16 protein-coding genes are annotated in these 18066 nt (G+C 73.1%); 12 read left to right on the top strand and 4 right to left on the bottom strand.

From position 1 onward, the window contains the following. Positions 1 to 14: 14 nt before the first annotated feature. The 10 genes from ACZ4XJ_RS23735 (at position 15) to ACZ4XJ_RS23780 (ending at position 10544) form a co-directional block, all read left to right on the top strand. Complete coding sequence (locus tag ACZ4XJ_RS23735) at positions 15 to 1019, top strand: proline racemase family protein (protein ID WP_362882114.1); 1005 nt, start codon at positions 15 to 17, stop codon at positions 1017 to 1019. Beyond that, on the top strand, positions 1016 to 2035 hold the full coding sequence (locus ACZ4XJ_RS23740) for a proline racemase family protein (protein ID WP_468497250.1): 1020 nt from the start codon (positions 1016 to 1018) through the stop codon (positions 2033 to 2035). Before ACZ4XJ_RS23735 ends, ACZ4XJ_RS23740 begins: the two co-directional genes overlap by 4 nt. A 116-nt stretch (positions 2036 to 2151) precedes the next feature. Further along, positions 2152 to 3072, top strand: a complete 921-nt coding sequence (locus ACZ4XJ_RS23745; protein WP_468497326.1) for an ornithine cyclodeaminase family protein — start codon at positions 2152 to 2154, stop codon at positions 3070 to 3072. 65 nt (positions 3073 to 3137) lie between these two features. Next, complete coding sequence (locus ACZ4XJ_RS23750; RefSeq protein ID WP_362882120.1) at positions 3138 to 3860, top strand: GntR family transcriptional regulator; 723 nt, start codon at positions 3138 to 3140, stop codon at positions 3858 to 3860. A 137-nt stretch (positions 3861 to 3997) separates the two neighbouring features. Continuing rightward, entirely contained in the window at positions 3998 to 4606 is a 609-nt protein-coding gene (locus tag ACZ4XJ_RS23755) for an HhH-GDP family DNA glycosylase (RefSeq protein WP_468497251.1), read from the top strand. A 141-nt stretch (positions 4607 to 4747) separates the two neighbouring features. Then, positions 4748 to 6493, top strand: coding sequence for an ABC transporter substrate-binding protein (locus tag ACZ4XJ_RS23760; protein WP_468497252.1), 1746 nt, complete (start codon positions 4748 to 4750; stop codon positions 6491 to 6493). Positions 6494 to 6515: 22 nt separating this feature from the next. Continuing rightward, a complete protein-coding gene (locus tag ACZ4XJ_RS23765; protein ID WP_468497253.1) occupies positions 6516 to 7544 on the top strand; it encodes an ABC transporter permease in 1029 nt (342 codons plus the stop codon). After that, a complete protein-coding gene (locus tag ACZ4XJ_RS23770; protein WP_383994759.1) occupies positions 7541 to 8527 on the top strand; it encodes an ABC transporter permease in 987 nt (328 codons plus the stop codon). Before ACZ4XJ_RS23765 ends, ACZ4XJ_RS23770 begins: the two co-directional genes overlap by 4 nt. After that, positions 8527 to 9543: an ABC transporter ATP-binding protein gene (locus tag ACZ4XJ_RS23775; RefSeq protein WP_468497254.1), complete on the top strand. Its 1017-nt coding sequence runs from the start codon at positions 8527 to 8529 to the stop codon at positions 9541 to 9543. Before ACZ4XJ_RS23770 ends, ACZ4XJ_RS23775 begins: the two co-directional genes overlap by 1 nt. Continuing rightward, on the top strand, positions 9540 to 10544 hold the full coding sequence (locus tag ACZ4XJ_RS23780; protein ID WP_468497255.1) for an ABC transporter ATP-binding protein: 1005 nt from the start codon (positions 9540 to 9542) through the stop codon (positions 10542 to 10544). The genes ACZ4XJ_RS23775 and ACZ4XJ_RS23780 overlap by 4 nt, the downstream gene beginning before the upstream one ends. A 91-nt stretch (positions 10545 to 10635) precedes the next feature. Here the strand turns inward: ACZ4XJ_RS23780 and ACZ4XJ_RS23785 are convergent, their stop codons facing one another. Then, positions 10636 to 12687: a S9 family peptidase gene (locus ACZ4XJ_RS23785; RefSeq protein WP_468497256.1), complete on the bottom strand. Its 2052-nt coding sequence runs from the start codon at positions 12685 to 12687 to the stop codon at positions 10636 to 10638. Between the two features lie 115 nt (positions 12688 to 12802). Here ACZ4XJ_RS23785 and ACZ4XJ_RS23790 point away from each other — a divergent pair, with 115 nt between their 5' ends. Together ACZ4XJ_RS23790 and ACZ4XJ_RS23795 are read left to right on the top strand one after the other, a co-directional pair. Then, a complete protein-coding gene (locus ACZ4XJ_RS23790; protein ID WP_468497257.1) occupies positions 12803 to 14368 on the top strand; it encodes an MFS transporter in 1566 nt (521 codons plus the stop codon). Between the two features lie 75 nt (positions 14369 to 14443). Continuing rightward, complete coding sequence (locus ACZ4XJ_RS23795) at positions 14444 to 14989, top strand: hypothetical protein (RefSeq protein WP_468497258.1); 546 nt, start codon at positions 14444 to 14446, stop codon at positions 14987 to 14989. Positions 14990 to 15044: 55 nt separating this feature from the next. Here the strand turns inward: ACZ4XJ_RS23795 and ACZ4XJ_RS23800 are convergent, their stop codons facing one another. The 3 genes from ACZ4XJ_RS23800 to ACZ4XJ_RS23810 form a co-directional block, all read right to left on the bottom strand. Next, positions 15045 to 16430, bottom strand: coding sequence for a cytochrome P450 (locus tag ACZ4XJ_RS23800; RefSeq protein ID WP_468497259.1), 1386 nt, complete (start codon positions 16428 to 16430; stop codon positions 15045 to 15047). A 300-nt stretch (positions 16431 to 16730) separates the two neighbouring features. Then, complete coding sequence (locus tag ACZ4XJ_RS23805; RefSeq protein ID WP_468497260.1) at positions 16731 to 17369, bottom strand: excalibur calcium-binding domain-containing protein; 639 nt, start codon at positions 17367 to 17369, stop codon at positions 16731 to 16733. A gap of 156 nt (positions 17370 to 17525) precedes the next feature. After that, positions 17526 to 18017, bottom strand: a complete 492-nt coding sequence (locus ACZ4XJ_RS23810) for an NUDIX domain-containing protein (protein WP_468497261.1) — start codon at positions 18015 to 18017, stop codon at positions 17526 to 17528. Positions 18018 to 18066 lie beyond the last annotated feature (49 nt).

The raw sequence follows: 18066 nt of genomic DNA on the forward strand, positions 1-18066 counted from the left end.
CCCCAGGGGAACCCATGCGCACGCGCCACGTCTACCACGCGGTGGACTCGCACACCGAGGGGATGCCGACCCGGGTCATCACCGGGGGGGTCGGGGTGATCCCCGGCGCCACCATGGCCGAGAAACGGCTCCACTTCATGGCGCACACGGATCAGGTCCGCACCCTGCTGATGTACGAGCCGCGCGGCCACGCGGCGATGAGCGGCGCGATCCTGCAACCGCCGACCCGGCCCGACGCCGACTTCGGCGTCCTCTACATCGAGGTGTCGGGCCTGCTGCCCATGTGCGGCCACGGCACCATCGGGGTGGCCACCGTCCTGGTCGAGACCGGCATGGTCCCGGTGGTCGAACCGGTCACCACCGTCCGGCTCGACACCCCGGCCGGCCTGGTCCGCGTGGACGTCCGCGTCGAGGACGGCGCGGCCGGCGCCGTCACCCTCACCAACGTGCCCTCCTTCAGCGTCGGCCTCGACCTGAAGGCCGAGGTCCCCGGCTTCGGTACGGTCACCTACGACCTCGCCTACGGCGGCAACTTCTACGCCTTCGTCGAACTCGACTCCCTCGGGCTGCCCTTCGACCGGGCCCGCAAGGACGACCTGCTCGCCGCGGGCCTCGCCGTCATGGACGCCGTCAACGCCTCGCCCGAGCGGCCCGTCCACCCCGAGGACCCGGCGATCGCCGGCCTCAAGCACGTCTACCTCGCCGCCCCCGGCTCCGACGCCCGCCGCTCCCGCCACGCCATGGCCATCCACCCCGGCTGGTTCGACCGCTCGCCCTGCGGCACCGGAACCAGCGCGCGCATGGCCCAACTGCACGCCCGCGGCTTGCTGCCGCTCGACACCGACTTCGTCAACGAGTCCTTCATCGGCACCGAGTTCACCGGCCGACTGACCGCGCGGACCAGCGTCGCCGGCGTCCCCGCCGTCATCCCCACGATCACCGGCCGGGCTTGGATCACCGGCACCGCCCAGTACTTCCTGGACCCGTCCGACCCCTTCCCCGGAGGGTTCCTGCTGTGAGATCCGTACGGACCACCGACTACCACGCCGCCGGCGAACCCTTCCGGATCGTCGACACCTCGGACCCCGGTGGCGCCCCCGTGCCCGGCGACACCGTCGCCGAGCGCTGCGCCACCGCCATCGGACCCGGCGGCTCCGGGACCGCGCCGCGCCCCGGCCCTCTGGACGAGGTACGCCGGCTGCTCGTGCGCGAGCCGCGCGGACACGCCGGCATGTACGGGGGGTTCGTCGTGCCCCCGGACGACGACGGCGCCCATTTCGGGGTGCTGTTCTGGCACAAGGACGGCTACTCCACCGCCTGCGGCCACGGCACGATGGCCCTCGGAGCCTGGGCCGTGGACACCGGCCGGGTCCCGGCCCCGGCCGACGGCGACGTCGAGGTCCGCGTCGACGCGCCCTCCGGCCGGGTCCGCGCCACCGTCCACCGCGCCGACGGCCGCACCACCGGCATCACCTTCCGCAACGTCCCCGCCCGGGTGGGCGCCCGCAAGGTTCCCGTCGCCACCACCCTCGGCATCGCCGAGGTGGACATCGCCCACGCCGGGGCCTGCTACGCCTCGGTCCGCGCCCGGGACCTCGGGCTGGAGGTCACCCGCGCCGCCCTGCCCGCGCTCACCCGGGCCGGGCGGGAGATCCGGGCGGCCCTGGCCACGCACCCCGCCACCTGGCACCCCGACGGGCCCCTGCTGTCCGGGGTGTACGGGGTGATCCTGCACGAGGAGCTGCCCGACACCCCGTTCGGCCCGCACCAGCGCAACGTCACCGTCTTCGCCGACGGGCAGATCGACCGCTCGCCCTGCGGCTCCGGCACCTCGGCCCGGCTCGCGCTGCTCGCGGAGGACGGCCGGCTCGGCCCCGGGCAGGACCTGCTGCACGAGTCGATCGTCGGCTCCGTGTTCACCGGGCGCGTCCTGGACGGCGGCGTCACCGAGGTCACCGGCACGGCGTACCGCACCGGCGAGCACACCTTCACCATCGACCCGTACGACGCCCTCGGCGCGGGATTCACCCTGTGAGCGGGGGCTTCGAGCCCGGCGCGCCCGGGGACGCCGGCCGGCCCGAGCCGGCGCGACCGGGGCCGGAGCCGGTCGGGTCCGCCCCGCCCGCCCTCCTGCGGCTCGGGGCCGAGGAGATGGCCCGGCTCATCACCCCCGCCCGGGCGGCCGACGCCCTGGCCGCGGTGCTGCTCGGGGGCCTCGACCCGGAAACCTGCCCCGGGCGCACCGCCGTCGCCGTACCCGGCGGGGAGCTGCTCCTGATGCCGGCCGCTTCCGGGCCGTACGCGGGGGTGAAGATCGCCGGAGTCGCGCCGGGCAATCCCGCCCGGGGTCTGCCCCGCATCACCGGCAGCTACCTGCTGCTGGACGGGCCCACCCTGCGCCCGCTCGCCCTCCTCGACGGCGCGGCCCTCACCACCCTGCGCACCCCGGCCGTCTCCGCGCTGGCCCTGCGGCACCTCGCCCCGTCGGGGCGGCCGCTGCGGCTGGTCCTCTTCGGCTCGGGACCGCAGGCGTACGGCCACCTCGAAGCGGTGCTCGGGGTGCGGGAGTTGTCCGATCTGGTGGTCGTCGCCCGGGACCCGGCGCGGGCCGCGCGCCTGGTGGCGCACGCCGACGCCCTCGGCGTGCCGGCCCGTACCGGTCTGCCCGGGGACGTGGCGGGCGCGGACCTGGTGCTGTGCTGCACCACGGCCCGCGAACCCCTCTTCGACGGACGGCTGGTGTCGCCGGACGCGGTGGTCGTCGCCGTCGGCTCGCACGAGCCGGACGCCCGCGAGACCGACACCGCGCTCGTACGGCGGGCGGCCGTGTACGTGGAGTCGCGTGCGGCGGCCCTGCGCGAGGCGGGAGATCTGCTGGTGCCGGAGGCGGAGGGGGCGATCGGACCCGGTCATATCAGCGGCACCCTCGCTGACCTGGTCACGGGACGGATCGCGGTCGGGGGGAGGGCGGGTTGTCCACAGCTCTTCAAGAGCGTGGGCATGGCCTGGGAGGATCTTGCCGTGGCGGTCGCGTTGTTCGAGGCCGCCGGCGGAGCGAGCGGCGAAACGTGACATTGTACGCTGTGCCTCTGCCCGTCGGTGGTGGTGATGGTGTCGGGGGTTTCGGAGGACATGCAATGGGTGACCTGAAGCAGCACAGTCTCATCAAGGCCCAGGAAAGGCTCCGGGACCAGGTCGGCCACGCGCTCCGAGCGGCCCTGATAGCGGGTGAGCTGCGCCCCGGCAGCGTCTACTCGGCCCCCGGCCTCGCCGCCGAACTCGGCGTCTCCGCCACCCCCGTCCGCGAGGCGATGCTGGACCTGGCCCGCGAGGGCCTGGTCGAGCCGGTCCGCAACAAGGGCTTCCGGATCACCGAGGTCAGCGAACGCGATCTGGACCAGTACACCGAACTGCGCACGATGATCGAGGTCCCGACCATCGGCCGGATCACGAAGATCGCCACGGCCGATCAGTTGCAGGCCCTGCGGCCCGTCGCCGAGGAGATCGTCACCAACGCGCGGGAGCACAACCTCATCGGCTACCTGGAAGCCGACCGGCGCTTCCACCTCGGCCTGCTGGCCCTCGCCGGCAACGACCGGCTGGTGGAAACCGTCGGCGACCTGCGCAAGCGCTCCCGACTGTACGGCCTGACCGGCCTCGACGAGGCGGGCAAACTGGTCTCCTCCGCCGAGGAGCACATCGAACTGCTCGACCTGATGCTCACGGGCGACGCCGAAGCGGCCATGGAGTGCATGCAACGCCACCTCGGTCACGTCCGCTCCCTCTGGGCCCAGGGCCGCGACGAACCGGTCGGCCGCACCCCGGGCGGCCTCGGCTCCGGCCTCCCGGGCTCGGCCTGACGACCCGCGGTCCCGCCCCGCCCGGGCGGGGCGGCGCCCCGGCGGGGACCTCCCCGCCGGGCCGCCACCGACGGGTCGCCGCGACCGGTTCCGCGCTTCCCCACCGGGCGGCCGGACCGGACGGCATCATGGGCCCCATGACCGCTCCCGCCGCCGCTCGACTGCTCGCCACCCACGTCCAGGACACCCTCGGCGACGGCCCTTTCGCCGCGCCCGGCGGCTGGACACATATGGGGGCCGTCATCTGCGACGCGAGCTTCCACGCCCGCCGCAAGTACGGCTCGACCGTCCTGCCCCGGCTGCTCCGGTTGCGGGCGGACTGGCCCGACGCGGCGACCGTCCGCGGCTTCCGGGCCCGGCTGGCCGGTCATGACCTCGCCGCCGCCATGAACTTCAACAGCCCCCGCCGCGTGGCCACCGCCCACGCCCTAACGGACCTGCTGTTCGCGCGGGGCGTGGACACCCGCCAGGACCTCCACGACTGGCTCGACCACCGTGACCACCGCGCCGCCCTGCGCGGAGTGAAGGGCGTCGGGCCCAAGACCGTCGACTACCTCGGCAACCTGGTGGGCCGCTCCCAGGTCGCCGTGGACGTGCACCTGCGGACCTTCGCCGCGCATGCCGGCGTCCCGAACCTCCCGTACGAGCAACTGCGCACCGCCTACGAGGAGGCCGCCGCGCTCCTCGGCCACGAGCCCGCCGGCATGGAACACGCCGTCTGGCGCCGCATGTCGGGCGCCGCGTAGCCGCCGAGCCCGCAACTCCCGCCCCAGGGAGCGGATTTGGACACGGCTGGATAACAGGGCGGCAGACCCCTTGTCAGTACAATTTCACATTACTATGTTACCGGTCACATCCTAAAGCGCGGCCCTTCACTGGAGTGACCCATGACCAAGCGCACCCAACTCGCCCTCGCCACCACCGTGGTGGCCGCTCTCGCACTCGGTGCCTCGGGCTGCTCCGACCCCAAGAAGGGCGCCGGCGCCGCACCCTCCGCCGCGAACCCCGCCGCCGCCAACGACGGCAAGACCCTGGGCGGCGCCCCCGTCAAGGGCGGCACCCTGACCGTCCTGTCCAACCAGGACTTCGCCCACCTGGACCCCGCCCGCAACTGGGTCATGCCGGCCATGGACTTCGGCACCCGCCTCCTCTACCGCACGCTCGTCACCTTCAAGGCCGAGCCCGGCAAGGCGGGCAGCGAGCTGGTCCCCGACCTCGCCACCGACCTCGGCACCCCGTCCAACGGCGGCCGCACCTGGACCTTCACCCTCAAGGAAGGCGTCAAGTACGAGGACGGCTCGCCGATCAAGGCCCAGGACATCAAGTACAACGTCGAGCGCTCCTTCGCCCCCGACCTCACCGGCGGCCCCGACTACGCCGCCCAGTACCTGGCCGGCACCGAGGGCTACAAGGGCCCCCTCCAGGGCAAGCACCTCGACTCGGTGAAGACCCCGGACGACCGCACGATCGTCTTCGAACTCAAGCGCCCCGTCGCGGAGTTCTCCGCGACCGCCACGCTGCCCACCTTCGCCCCGGTCCCGCAGTCCCAGGAGAAGGGCACCCAGTACGACGCCCGCCCGTCCTCCTCCGGCCCGTACCGGATCGACACGTACGACCGGGACAAGAAGCTCGTCCTCGTCCGCAACGAGCACTGGGACCCCAAGACGGACACCGTCCGCAAGGCCTACCCCGACAGGTTCGTCGTGGTCATGGGACTCAAGGGCGGCCAGATCGACGACCGCATCATCGCGGGTGAGGGGGCCGACGCCTCCGCCGTCCAGTACTCCGACATGCGCCCCGAGAGCGCACCCAAGGTGCTGCCCAAGCCCGACGTCAAGGCGCGGCTGCTCGCCGAGTCCCAGGGGTGCACCGAGATGCTCCACCTGAACAACTCGCGCGCCCCGTTCGACGACCCGAAGGTCCGCGAGGCCCTGCAGTACGCCGTCGACAAGGAGGCCGTCGTCACCGCGGGCGGCGGCCCGGCCCTCAACGAGGTCGCCACCGCCTACCTGCCCCCGGCTCTCTCCGGCGGCAAGCAGGCCGACACCCTGAAGATCCCCGCCGCGGGCGACCCGGCCCGGGCCAAGGAACTCCTGAAGGCCGCCGGCAAGGAGAGCCTGAAGGTCTCCCTCGCCGTCTCCACCGGCGACAAGGGCAAGGCGGAGGCCATCCAGCAGGGCCTGTCCCGCGCCGGCATCGAGGTCGTCATCGACACCATCGACCCGGGCGCCTACTACGACGTCATCGGTGACCTCTCCACCACCCCCGACATGTCCCTCAGCGGCTGGTGCCCCGACTACCCCTCCGGCTCCACCTGGATCCCCTTCGTCTTCGACGGACGCACCATCAAGGACAAGGGCAACCAGGGCAACAACAGCCAGTTCCGCGACGAGGCCACCATCAAGCGGATCGACGAGATCAACGCCATGGCCGACGCCAAGCAGGCCAACCAGGCCTGGATCGACCTCGACGCCGAGATCATGAAGAAGTCCCCGGCCGTCCCGGTCCTGCTGGAGCGCAAGCCGCTCCTCGTCGGCCCGAACATCGCCGGCGCCTACGGCCACCCGGTGTGGACCGGCACCATCGACTACGCCACCGTCGGCCTCAAGGACCCGTCGAAGAGCCAGGGCTGAGGGCCCGGAGGCCTCCGACACCATGACCACCACCACACCGGGCGCCGCCGGCCGGGGACCCGCCGGCCAGGACGGCGCCCCCGCCCCGGACGCCGCCCCGTCCCACGGCGCCGCCCCGGCCGAGGCCGCCGCCCCGGCTCGGGACGTCCCCGCGGGCAGCAGCCCCTGGCAGCTCGCCCGGCGGGAACTGCGCCGTCGTCCCGCCGTCCGCGTCAGCCTCTGCGTCGTCCTGCTCTTCGTCCTGATGGCCGTCACCGCGCCCTGGCTGGCCGCGCTCGGCGGCTGGTCGCCCGAGGAGTTCGACAAGGCCGCCGTCGACCCCTACCTCGGCGGACTGCCGCTGGGCTCCTTCGGCGGGATCAGCCCCGAGCACTGGCTCGGCGTCGAACCCGTCACCGGCCGCGACCTGTTCGCCCGCGTCGTCCACGGCGCCCAGGTCTCCCTCCTCATAGCCTTCGCCGCCACCGCGATCGTCGTCGTCACCGGAACCGCCGCGGGCATCGCCGCCGGCTACTTCGGCGGCCGCACCGACGCCGTCCTGTCCCGCCTCATGGACCTGACGATGTCCTTCCCGTCCCTGATCTTCATGATCGCGCTGCTGTCCGTCGCGAAGGACGTCAACCGGATCGTCCTCATGACCGCCGTCATCGGCGTCTTCGGCTGGCCCGGCATCGCCCGCGTCGTCCGCGGCCAGACCCTCTCCCTCAAGCACCGCGAGTACGTCGACGCCGCCCGCGTCGGCGGCGCGAGCTCCTGGCGGATCCTGACCCGCGACATCCTCCCCGGTGTCGCCGGCCCCGTCATCGCCTACACCACCCTGCTCATCCCCGGCATGATCAGCACCGAGGCGGCGCTCAGCTACCTCGGCGTGGGCGTGCGCCCGCCGACCCCGTCCTGGGGCCAGATGATCGCCGAGTCCGTCGCCTTCTACGAGACCGACCCCATGTACTTCGTCATCCCCAGCGTCTTCCTCTTCCTCGCGGTGCTCGCCTTCACCCTGCTCGGAGACGCCCTGCGCGACATCCTCGACCCGAGGGGCGGCCGCACGTGATCCTCTACCTCGCCCGCCGGCTGCTCGCGCTGACCGGTGTCCTGCTCGCCATCGCCGCCGTCACCTTCCTCATCTTCTACGTGCTGCCCTCCGACCCGGCCGCCGCGGCCTGCGGCAAGACGTGCAGCGCCGAGCGGCTGGCCGACGTACGCGTCCACCTGGGCCTCGACCAGCCCCTGTGGAAGCAGTTCGCCGACTTCCTCACCGGGATCTTCACCGGCCGCACTCTCGGCACCGGCCAGTACGCCGTCGCCTGCGACTTCCCCTGCCTCGGCTACTCGTACGAGAGCTCGCTGCCCGTGTGGGACCTCCTCATGGACCGGCTCCCCGTCTCCGCCTCCCTCGCCCTCGGCGCCGCCGTGCTGTGGCTCGTCCTCGGCCTCGGCGCCGGCGTCACCGCCGCCCTGCGCAAGGACACGGCGACCGACAAGGCCCTGATGGTCGGCGCCGTCGCCGCCGCCTCCCTGCCCGTCTACTTCACCTCCGTCCTGCTCATCTACGGAGTCATCCGCATCGGCGGACTCCTGCCCTACCCCACCTACCGGGCCCTCACCGACGACCCGCTCGGCTGGGCGTCCAACCTGCTGCTGCCCTGGACGGCCCTCGCCCTCCTCTACGCCGCGATGTACGCCCGCCAGAGCCGCGGCTCGATGATCGAGGCGATGGCCGAGCCGTACATCCGCACCGCCCGCGCCAAGGGCATGCCCGAACGGACCGTCGTCGTCAAACACGGGCTGCGCGCCGGCATGACCCCGATCCTGACCCTCTTCGGCATGGACCTCGGCGGCCTCCTCGCAGGCGCCGTGATCACCGAATCCATCTTCGGACTGCCCGGCATCGGGCGGCTGTTCTACGGCGCGCTGGTCAGCTCCGACCAGCCGGTCGTCCTCGGCGTCACCCTGCTCGCCGCCTTCTTCATCGTCGTCGCCAACCTCGCCGTCGACCTCCTGTACGCCGTCATCGATCCGAGGGTGAGGTACTGATGACCGCCGCTGCGCTCCTCGAAGTGCGCGACCTCAGCGTCACGTTCACCACCCCGCGCGGCACCATACGGGCCGTCGACTCGCTCGGCTTCACCGTCGAGGCCGGGCGCACCCTCGGCATCGTCGGCGAGTCCGGTTCCGGGAAGTCCGTCACCTCCCTCGCCGTCATGGGCCTGCACCGGGGCGCCGAGGTCACCGGCTCCATCGCGCTGGCCGGGCAGGAGCTGACGGGCCTGCCGGAGAAACGGCTGTCGAAGCTGCGCGGGCGCCGCATCGCCATGATCTTCCAGGACCCGCTGTCCAGCCTGCACCCCTACTACACGGTCGGCGAGCAGATCGCCGAGCACTTCCGGGTGCACTTCCGGGCGGGCCGCGCCGCCGCCCGCAAACGGGCCGTCGACATGCTCGGCGAGGTCGGCATCCCCGAACCCGCCCGCCGGGCGGGGGAGTACCCGCACCAGTTCTCCGGCGGCATGCGGCAGCGCGCGATGATCGCGATGGCGTTGGCCTGCGAACCCGAACTGCTGATCGCCGACGAGCCGACGACCGCCCTCGACGTCACCGTGCAGGCCCAGATCCTGGAGCTGATCGCCCGGCTCCAGCAGGAACACGGCCTCGGCGTCGTGATGATCACCCATGACCTGGGCGTCGTCGCCCGGGTCGCCCACGAGGTACTGGTCATGTACGGCGGTCGGGCCGTCGAACAGGCGCCGGTCGACGCCCTGTTCGCCGACCCGGCCCACCCCTACACGCGCGGGCTCCTCGACTCGCTGCCCCGCCTCGACGACGCCGACGACGCGCCCCTGCGCGCCATCCCCGGCTCCCCGCCCTCCCTGCTGCTGCGGACCCCGGGCTGCGCGTTCGCCCCGCGCTGCCCGCGGGCCGCCGCCGGCACCGACACCGAACGCGCCCTGTGCGCGACGCGCCGCCCCGAACTCGGCCCGTACGCCGGCCCGGCGCGGGCGAGCGCCTGCCACCACAGCGGCCCCGCCGCCGTCCCGGAGGTCGTCCGATGAGCCCCGACCCCGCGCCGCGCGCCACCGGATCGACGGGCCCGCTGCTGTCCGTACGCGACCTGACGATGACCTTCCCCGGCAAACGGTCGGTGACCGGCCGGCGCGGGGCGCCCGTACGGGCCGTCGACGGAGTCTCCTTCGACCTGGAGGCCGGTGGCACGCTGGGCCTCGTCGGGGAGTCGGGCTGCGGGAAGTCCACCACCGGCCGGATGCTGGTCCGGCTGCTCGAACCCACCTCCGGCACCGTCACCTTCGAGGGTCGCGACATCAGCCGGCTGTCCCAGGGCGCCCTGCGGCCGGTCCGCAGGAACATCCAGATGGTGTTCCAGGACCCGCACTCCTCCCTCAACCCCCGCCAGACCGTGGCCAGGATCATCTCCGATCCCTTGCTGGTGCAGGGTCGCGGCGCGGCGGACGCCCGCCGCCGGGCGGCCGAACTGATGGAGCTGGTCGGGCTCATCCCCGAACACATCGACCGCTACCCGCACGAGTTCTCCGGTGGTCAGGCCCAACGGATCGGCATCGCGCGCTCGTTGGCCACCAGCCCGCGCCTGCTCATCGCGGACGAGCCGGTCTCCGCCCTCGACGTCTCCGTACAGGCGCAGATCGTCAACCTGATGGAGCGACTGCGCACCGAACTGGGCCTGGCCTACGTGTTCATCGCGCACGACCTGTCCGTGGTCAAACGGGTCAGCGACCGGGTCGCCGTCATGTACCTCGGCCGGATCGTCGAGATCGGTGACAAGAAGTCGCTGTACGAAGACCCCCAACACCCGTACACCCGAGCCCTGTTGTCCGCCGTGCCGTTGCCCGACCCGGCGGCGGAGCGGCGGCGCGAGCGGATCGTGCTGCTCGGCGACCCGCCGAGCCCCGCCGCCCCGCCGCCGGGCTGCACCTTCCACCCGCGCTGCCCCAAGGCGCGGGAACTGTGCCGTACCGAGCGGCCGTTGCTGCGGCCCGCCGCCTCGCGGGAGGTGGCCTGTCACTTCCCGGGTGACTGACGGGGATCACGGGAAGACGCGGGGCCCCGGGGACGATGACGTCCCCGGGGCCCTCGTCGTGCCCGCCGAACGGGGTCGGGAGGCTCGGCCGCTACGCCAGTTCGCGCCGGAAGAAGGCCAGTTGCTGCGCCATCACCTTCTCCCGGGTGCCGCCCGGGGTCATGTGGGTGACGCCGGGCAGGGCGAGGAGCTGATGGGGGCGGCCCGCGTCGGTGAGGGCGCGCGACAGGCGCAGGGTGTGCGAGGGGTGGACGTTGTCGTCGGCCAGGCCCGTCGTCAGGTGGAGCGGTCGGCTCAGCCCCGGGGCGTCCGCGATCAGCGAGTCCCGCTCGTACACCTTCGGGTGTTCGTCGGGCAGGCCCAGGTACCGCTCTGTGTAGGCGGTGTCGTAGTGACGGAAGTCCGTCGGGGCGGCCCCGGCGGCGGCGGCGTGGTACAGGTCCGGGCGGCGCAGCACCGCGAGGGCGGCCAGGTAGCCGCCGTAGGACCAGCCGCGGACGCCGACCCGGTCGAGGTCCAGGTCCGGGTGTCGTGCGCCGAGGGCCGTCAGGGCCGCGGCCTGGTCCTCCAGGGTGACGTCGGAGAAGCCCCGGTACACGGCGTGCGTGAAGGCGGGCGAGACGTACGGGGTGCCCCGGTTGTCGACGGTGACGACGGCGAAGCCCTGGTCGGCCCACCACTGTTTGGCCTGCCAGCGGACCGGCTCGGCGCTGATGTCCTGGTAGCCGGGGCCGCCGTACGCGTCGACCAGTACGGGCAGTCGGCGGCCCGGGACGTGGTCGCGGGGCAGGACCAGCGCGGTGGGGATCCCGTGCTCGGTGACCCGTTCCAGTACGGGGGCCACCCGGTACGGCAGCGGCGCGGACAGGTCGGCGGGGGTGAGCCGGCGTCCGTCGGCGGTGTGCAGGGTGCGCCGTATCCCGTCGGCGTCGGCGGAGGTCAGCAGCAGGGCGCCGGCCGCGGCGAGCGCGCCGTGCACGCCGGGGCCGTCGGCGAGCGCCGTCGTCTCCCCGGTGTCGGGGTCCAGCAGGAGCACCTGCTGTTCGGAGGGGTCGCGCAGGCCGGCCTCGATCAGCAGCCGGCCCCGGTGGATCCCGGCCACGCCGCGGATCTGGATCCCGTCGCCGGTCAGTGGTGCGCCGTCGACGGCGAGTCCGCGCGCGGCCCCGCCGGGGGTGTCGGCGGCGGTCAGCATCCGCCCGTCGGGGAGCCGGGCCGGGGTGCCGGGCAGCGGGTCCACCCACCGGGGGTGCGTGGTGCGCGACAGCTCCCGGGTCCGGCCGGTGGCCGGGTCGGCGCAGAGCAGCAGCACGGTCCGCTGGAGCCGGTCCTGGACGGTCAGCAGGATCTCGCCGTCCGCTTCCCAGGCCGCGTCGGACAGGTACGGGAAGGCCCGCGCGTCCCAGGCGAGCCGTACGGGGCGCCATGCCCCGAGCACCCACAGCTCGACCCCGGCGTTGGGCCCGCCCGCCTCGGGGTAGGCGAAGTCCTCGGCCGGGAGCTGCGGTTGGGCCGGGTCGGCGAACCAGCGCCGCGGCAGGGCGCTCTCGTCGACCCGGGCGGCGAGCAGGCGCAGCCCGTCGGGGGCCCACCAGTGCCCGCGGGCGCGCCCGAGTTCCTCGGCGGCGGCGAACTCGGCCAAGCCCCAGCGGGCCCCGTCGTCCGGGCTGATCCGGCCACCGGGGACGAGGTGGAGGGCGTCGTCGGCGACGTACGCGGTGCGCGAGCCGTCGGCGTTGGGGCGCGGGTCCAGGGCGGGCCCGGCGACCGGGAGTTCCTCGGGGCCGCCGACCCCGTCGCAGGTGACCGCGTACAACCGCCCGTACAGCGGGAACACGGCGCGACGGCCGTCCCCGGACAGGGCGTACGAGCCGATCCCGGCGGCCACGAGCCGGGTCCGCTCGCGCAACCGGCGCTCCGCGACGGGGAGTTCACCCGGCTCGGGGGACAGGACGCGGGGGTCGGCGAGGAGCGTCTCGGCGCCGGTGGTGGTGTCGAGGACCCACAGGCCGGCGAGCGGGTCGGTGGGGCCGCCTGAGCGGAGGAACCAGAGGAGGCGGCCGTCGTCGCCGAAGGAGAAGGCGTGCGGGGCGCCGTGGCCGAAGCGGGCCGTGTCGGCGGAGAGCCTGAGGAAATCGTCCATACGAGCCAGTGTGTCATGTGCAATATCACATGACATGAAGGGGAGCGATGTGGGCCGTCCGAGCGTTGGGCCATTCGAGTGGTGACCCCCGCGCACCGGGCATAGCGTCGACTAGGTGGACCCGAACGCACAGCCGATCAGCAACGGGGCCGCCGACACGGTCCGGGGGAGCGGACACGGGCCGGCGCTACTCGTCATCGCCTCCTGCCAGCTCATGGTCGTTCTCGACATCACCATCGTGAACATCGCGCTGCCGCACATCCAGACGGCGCTCGACTTCTCCACCGAAAGCCTCTCGTGGGTCGTCAACGCCTACACCCTCACCTTCGGCGGGCTGCTCCTGCTCGGCGGCCGGGTCGGCGACATCCTCGGCCGGCGGCGCGTCTTCGTCTTCGGCGTGATCCTCTTCGGCCTCGCCTCACTCCTCGGCGGATTCGCCCAGAACGCCGGGCAGTTGATGGCGGCCCGGGCCCTGCAGGGCGTCGGCGGCGCCATCGCCTCGCCCACCGCCCTCGCCCTGATCACCACCACGTTCCGCGAGGGCCCCCAACGCAACCGGGCCTTCGGCGTGTTCGCCGCCGTGTCGGCCGGCGGCGGCGCCATCGGCCTGCTCGCGGGCGGCGTCCTCGTCGAATGGCTCGACTGGCGCTGGGTCCTGTTCGTGAACGTCCCGATCGCCCTGCTGATCGCCCTCGCCACCCCGAAGGTCATCCGCGAATCCGCACGTCACCCCGGACACTTCGACATCGCCGGCGCCCTGCTGTCCACCCTCGGCATGGTCGCCCTCGTCTACGGGTTCATCCGCGCCTCCCAGGACGGCTGGCGCGACCCGATCACCCTCGGGTCGTTCGGGGCGGCCGTGGTCCTGCTGCTCCTGTTCGTCCTCAACGAGAGCCGCTCGCCGCAACCCATCACGCCCCTGCACATGTTCGCGGACCGCAACCGGGCCGGCACCTACGGGATCATGCTCTTCCTCGCCTGCGCGATCTTCGGCATGTTCTTCTTCCTGACCCTGTTCGTGCAGAACGTGCTCGGCTTCAGCCCCCTGCGCGCCGGCCTCGCGTTCCTCCCCATCAGCGTCATGATCGCGCTGGCGGCGGCCACCGCGTCCCAGTTGCTGCCCAAGTTCGGACCCAAACCCTTCATGGTCACCGGCGCCCTGTGCTGCGTGGCCGGACTGGCCTGGCTCACGCGGACCGACATCCACTCCACGTACCTGGGCAGCGTCCTCGGCCCGATGCTGATCTTCGCCACCGGCATGGGCCTGCAGTTCGTCTCCCTGACGCTGATGGCCCTGTCCAACGTCCCCGACCGGGAGTCGGGCGCGGCCTCCGGACTGCTCAACGCGATGCAGCAGGTGGGCGGCTCGCTCGGCCTGTCGATCCTGGTCACCGTCTTCGGCACGGCCGGCCGCAACGAGGCCCGCAGCCAGGTCCCGGCCTTCATGAGCGCCGCCGACCCCGGTCAGAAGGCCGCCTTCCTGCGCACGGGCCGGCTCCCCGATCCGTGGGGCGACCAGGTCCTCACCTCCGGCGTCAGCGCCGCCTTCGTCGTGGCGGCGCTCTTCACCCTGGTCGGCGCGGTCATCGCGCTGTTCGTGATCCAGGTCCGGCCCTCCGACCTGGCCCGACTCCAGGGCAACCACACCCCGACCGCCGTCCGGGAGGAGCCCGGTGGGTAGGGTCCGTCTGCTGACCACAGACACTGGGGGAAAACGATGTTCGGTTCGACCGCGCGGGGTGCCGCCGCCACGCTCATGACCTTGACCTTGGCGGCGTTGACCGTCTCCTGTGGGGCCGGTGACGACGACGCGAAGGCGTCGGCTTCCGCTTCCCCGTCCCCGTCCGCGCCCGCCTCCGCCCCGCCGTCCGCCGCGCCCTCCGCGCCCGCTTCGCCCCCGCCCTCCGCCGGCGGTTCCTCGACGGCTCCGACGAAGGCTCCCTCGCCCTCGGTCCCCGCCGCCGGGGCCCCGAGCGGCACGCCCGGCGAGGAGCCCGTGTCCCTCGTACGCGACGCCTTCGCCGGGCTCCAGGCCACGCTGAACGACTCCTGCACGCCCGGCAACTGCGCGTACTTCCTCGGCCGGGTCCACGACGAGCTGCACCGCATGGACCGCGCCATGAAGGCCGACCCCAAGGGGCCGGGACACTTCCCCGAGCCGATCAACCTGATCGCGAAGCTCGACAAGCAGCTCGGCGGCGACCGGAGCTTCGAGAACCTGAAGAAGAACCAGACGACCCTGATCGCCACCCGCGACAAGATCAACACCTGGATGCAGGGCCACCCGGACGACTACCGCTGACGTCCGTCTCCGCACGCGCGTACGGGGTCGCGCGTGCGGGGGCGCCGCCGCGGGATCACCCGGTCACGCGGCGGATCCGGCAGCGCGCGGGACCACGCGTCTCCAGGGTGATCCCGGCGCTCACCGGAATCTCGGTGTCCACGGCCTCGAACTCGTAGGCGCGCAGGATCACCGTCAGCGCTATCACGGACTCCAGCATCGAGAAGTGCTGCCCGATGCAGGCGCGCGGGCCGCCCCCGAAGGGGAACCAGGCGTAGCGCGGCCGTTCGGCCTCCGCCCCCGGCGCGAACCGTTCGGGGTCGAAACGCTCCGGGTCCGGCCAGTAGCGCGGGTGGCGGTGCGTCACCCACGACGCGAGGATCACGTCGGAGCCGGCCGGGATGGTGTGCCCGCAGACCTCGGTGGCCGCGACCGACTTGCGGCCGATCACCGGCGCCGCCGGGTACAGCCGCATCGCCTCCTTCAACACCTGGGTGAGGTAGGGGAGCCGATCGAGGTCGGCGGCCTCCGGCGTACGGTCGCCCAGGACGCGGGCGATCTCCTCGCGGGCCCGGGCCTGTTCCTCCGGGTGCCTGCCGAGCAGGTGCAGGGCGAAGGCCAGGGAGGTGGCGGTCGTCTCGTGGCCGGCCAGCAGGAAGATCAGTACCTGGTCGCGCAGCTCGGCGGCGTCGAAGGCGCCGTCGTCCGCGCTGTGGGCCTCGGCCAGCAGCGTCAGCAGGTCCTCGCCCCGGTCGCCGTCCGACGCCGGCGCCGCACCGCGCCGCTCGCCGACGATCCGGTCGCAGACCGCGTACAGCTCCTCCAGCGCGGCGGCCGCCCGCCGGTTGCCCGGGGTGGGCCAGGACCGCGGGGTCTTCACGGGGGAGTAGCCGCGGCGCAGCACGTACTGCGTGATGACCGGAAAACACCGGTCGACGACGTCGACCGTGGCGTCCGCGTCGGTGCCGAACAGGATCCGGGACACCGCCCGCAGGGCCAGGTGCGTCATCTCGTCGCGGACGTCGACGATCCCGTCCGGGGCCCCGGCCCAGCCGGCGACGGTCGCCTCGGTCTCGGCCACGACGGCGCCGGCGTACCCGTCGACCCGCTTGCGGGTGAACAGGGGTTGCACCAGCCGGCGCTGGCGCAGGTAATCCTCGTCCTGGCTGGTCAGCAGACCGTTGCCGAAGGAGTCCCGGACCTCCTGGTAGAAGGCGTTGTCCTTGCGGAAGTTGGCCGATTCCGTGGCCAGCACCTGCTGGGCGCCCTCGGCGGAGAACACGCAGTACAGCTCGGCGCGCAGCCCCGGCGGGCCGGCGGTGATCCGTACGACGTCACCGTGCCGCTCGCGGGCCCGCTGGTAGGTTCCGAGCGAGTCCGAGGTCAGGTCGAGGAGCGACCCGAGCAGCGGGACCCCCTCCAGCCCCGGAACCACGGTGCCCGCACTCGTCTCCACTGCCATGGCCGCCCCCTCGACGCCGTACCGAAGGGCCGATTCTGCCGCCCCGTCGGCGACCTCGGCGAGGGGGTGGGGGGCGGCCGGCCGAATACCGACGGCGGGTGGCGCCGCCGGTCGGCCTGAGTCGCCTTTCGTCGGCGGCCGTCGCCTTCGTCGCGGGACCGGCCGGCCCGGACCGGCCGGCCCGGACCGGCCGGCCCGGACGGCCCGGGCCCGATGGGCCTGATGGGCCTGATGGGCCTGATGGGCCTGATGGGCCTGATGGGCCTGATGGGCCTGATGGGCCGCCCGCCCCCCGGTCGCCTACTTGTCGCAGGCGATGCCGTCCTTGTCCCGGTCGAGGGCGTCGCGGTACCCGGGCTGGCCGCGCCGGATGGGCGCCGCCCCGGCGGCCTTCGCGGCGTCGCAGTTCTTGTAGTAGGTGCTGCCGCCGCCGCTCCCACCGGTCGTGCCGCCCGTGGTCGCCCCGGTGCCGGATCCGCCCGTGGTCCCCCCGGTGCCGGAGGTGGCCTTGGGCTTGGTCGGGGTCGGGGTCGGCTTGGGTGCGGCCGTCGTCGGGGCCTTGGAAGGGCGCAGGGTCGCGCCGGCCTTGTCCGGGCACGGCGTACCGGGCGCGACGATCGACAGCTCGGCGGCGCTGCCGGCCGTCACCTCGGCGCCGGCGGCCGGGGTCTGGAAGCAGACGTCCCACTGCGAACGGTCCGCGGGCAGCGTGACGTTGGCGTACGCGGCGCGCGCCTCGACCTTCTTGGTGATGACCTTCCGCACGTCCGTCTCGGCGGCGGCGAACTTCAGCCCGACGACGGCCGGCATGACCGGCGCCGCGGACGCGCTGAGCGAGGCCGGGGCGCCGGAGGACGGCGCGGCGGCCGGCTTGGCGTCCGTCCCCTTCTTGGGCGCGCTGTCCTCGCACCCGGTGAGCAACAGGACGACGGCCCCCACGGCGCCGACTATGGCAACACTCCTGGGCTGGAACACGGTGAGACCCCCCGGTCAACGACATCGATGGTGCGGAAACGAAAAACGCCGCAGTCTACTCGTGTCAGTCCCGCCAGGTCAGGCCTATGCAGTCATATTCCACTGACATCACACCCGCCGTCAGGGAGTCTCCATGTACGCCACGCGCCCCTCCCGGCGGGCCGCGTCGACCGCCCTCAGCCGCCTGAAGTTCACCGGGGTCATCACCCCCTCCCACTCCTCGACGGAACGCACCCCCACCTCCCGGTGCTCCGTCGGATCCAGGACGATCGCGGCGATCTGCTCGTCCGTGAGCGTGCCCCCGTCGAAGACGAAGCCGATGTGGTTCGCCGGCCACGCCTCGCCCTGGTGCCCGATGAAGTGCGACCCGATCAGCCGCGGCGGCCCGTCGAAGACGATCCCGGTCTCCTCCAGGCATTCCCGCACCGCGCACTGCCACGGGGTCTCACCGGGATCCATGTTCCCGCCCGGCCACTGCCACTCCTCGTACGCGTGCACCGCCCGCAACTGCACCGGCCGCCCGACGACATCGGTGAAGTAGAGACAGGCGTAGCTGGTCGCCCGAGCAATGGTCTGTACGTACTCCGCAGGCGGCAGCCACCCGTTCGCCATGGGGTTCCCCTCTCCTGGGTGCCGAGGCGCACCCCTGCCCAGTGTGCCC

This window comes from Streptomyces sp. NPDC029836 (assembly GCF_055574495.1).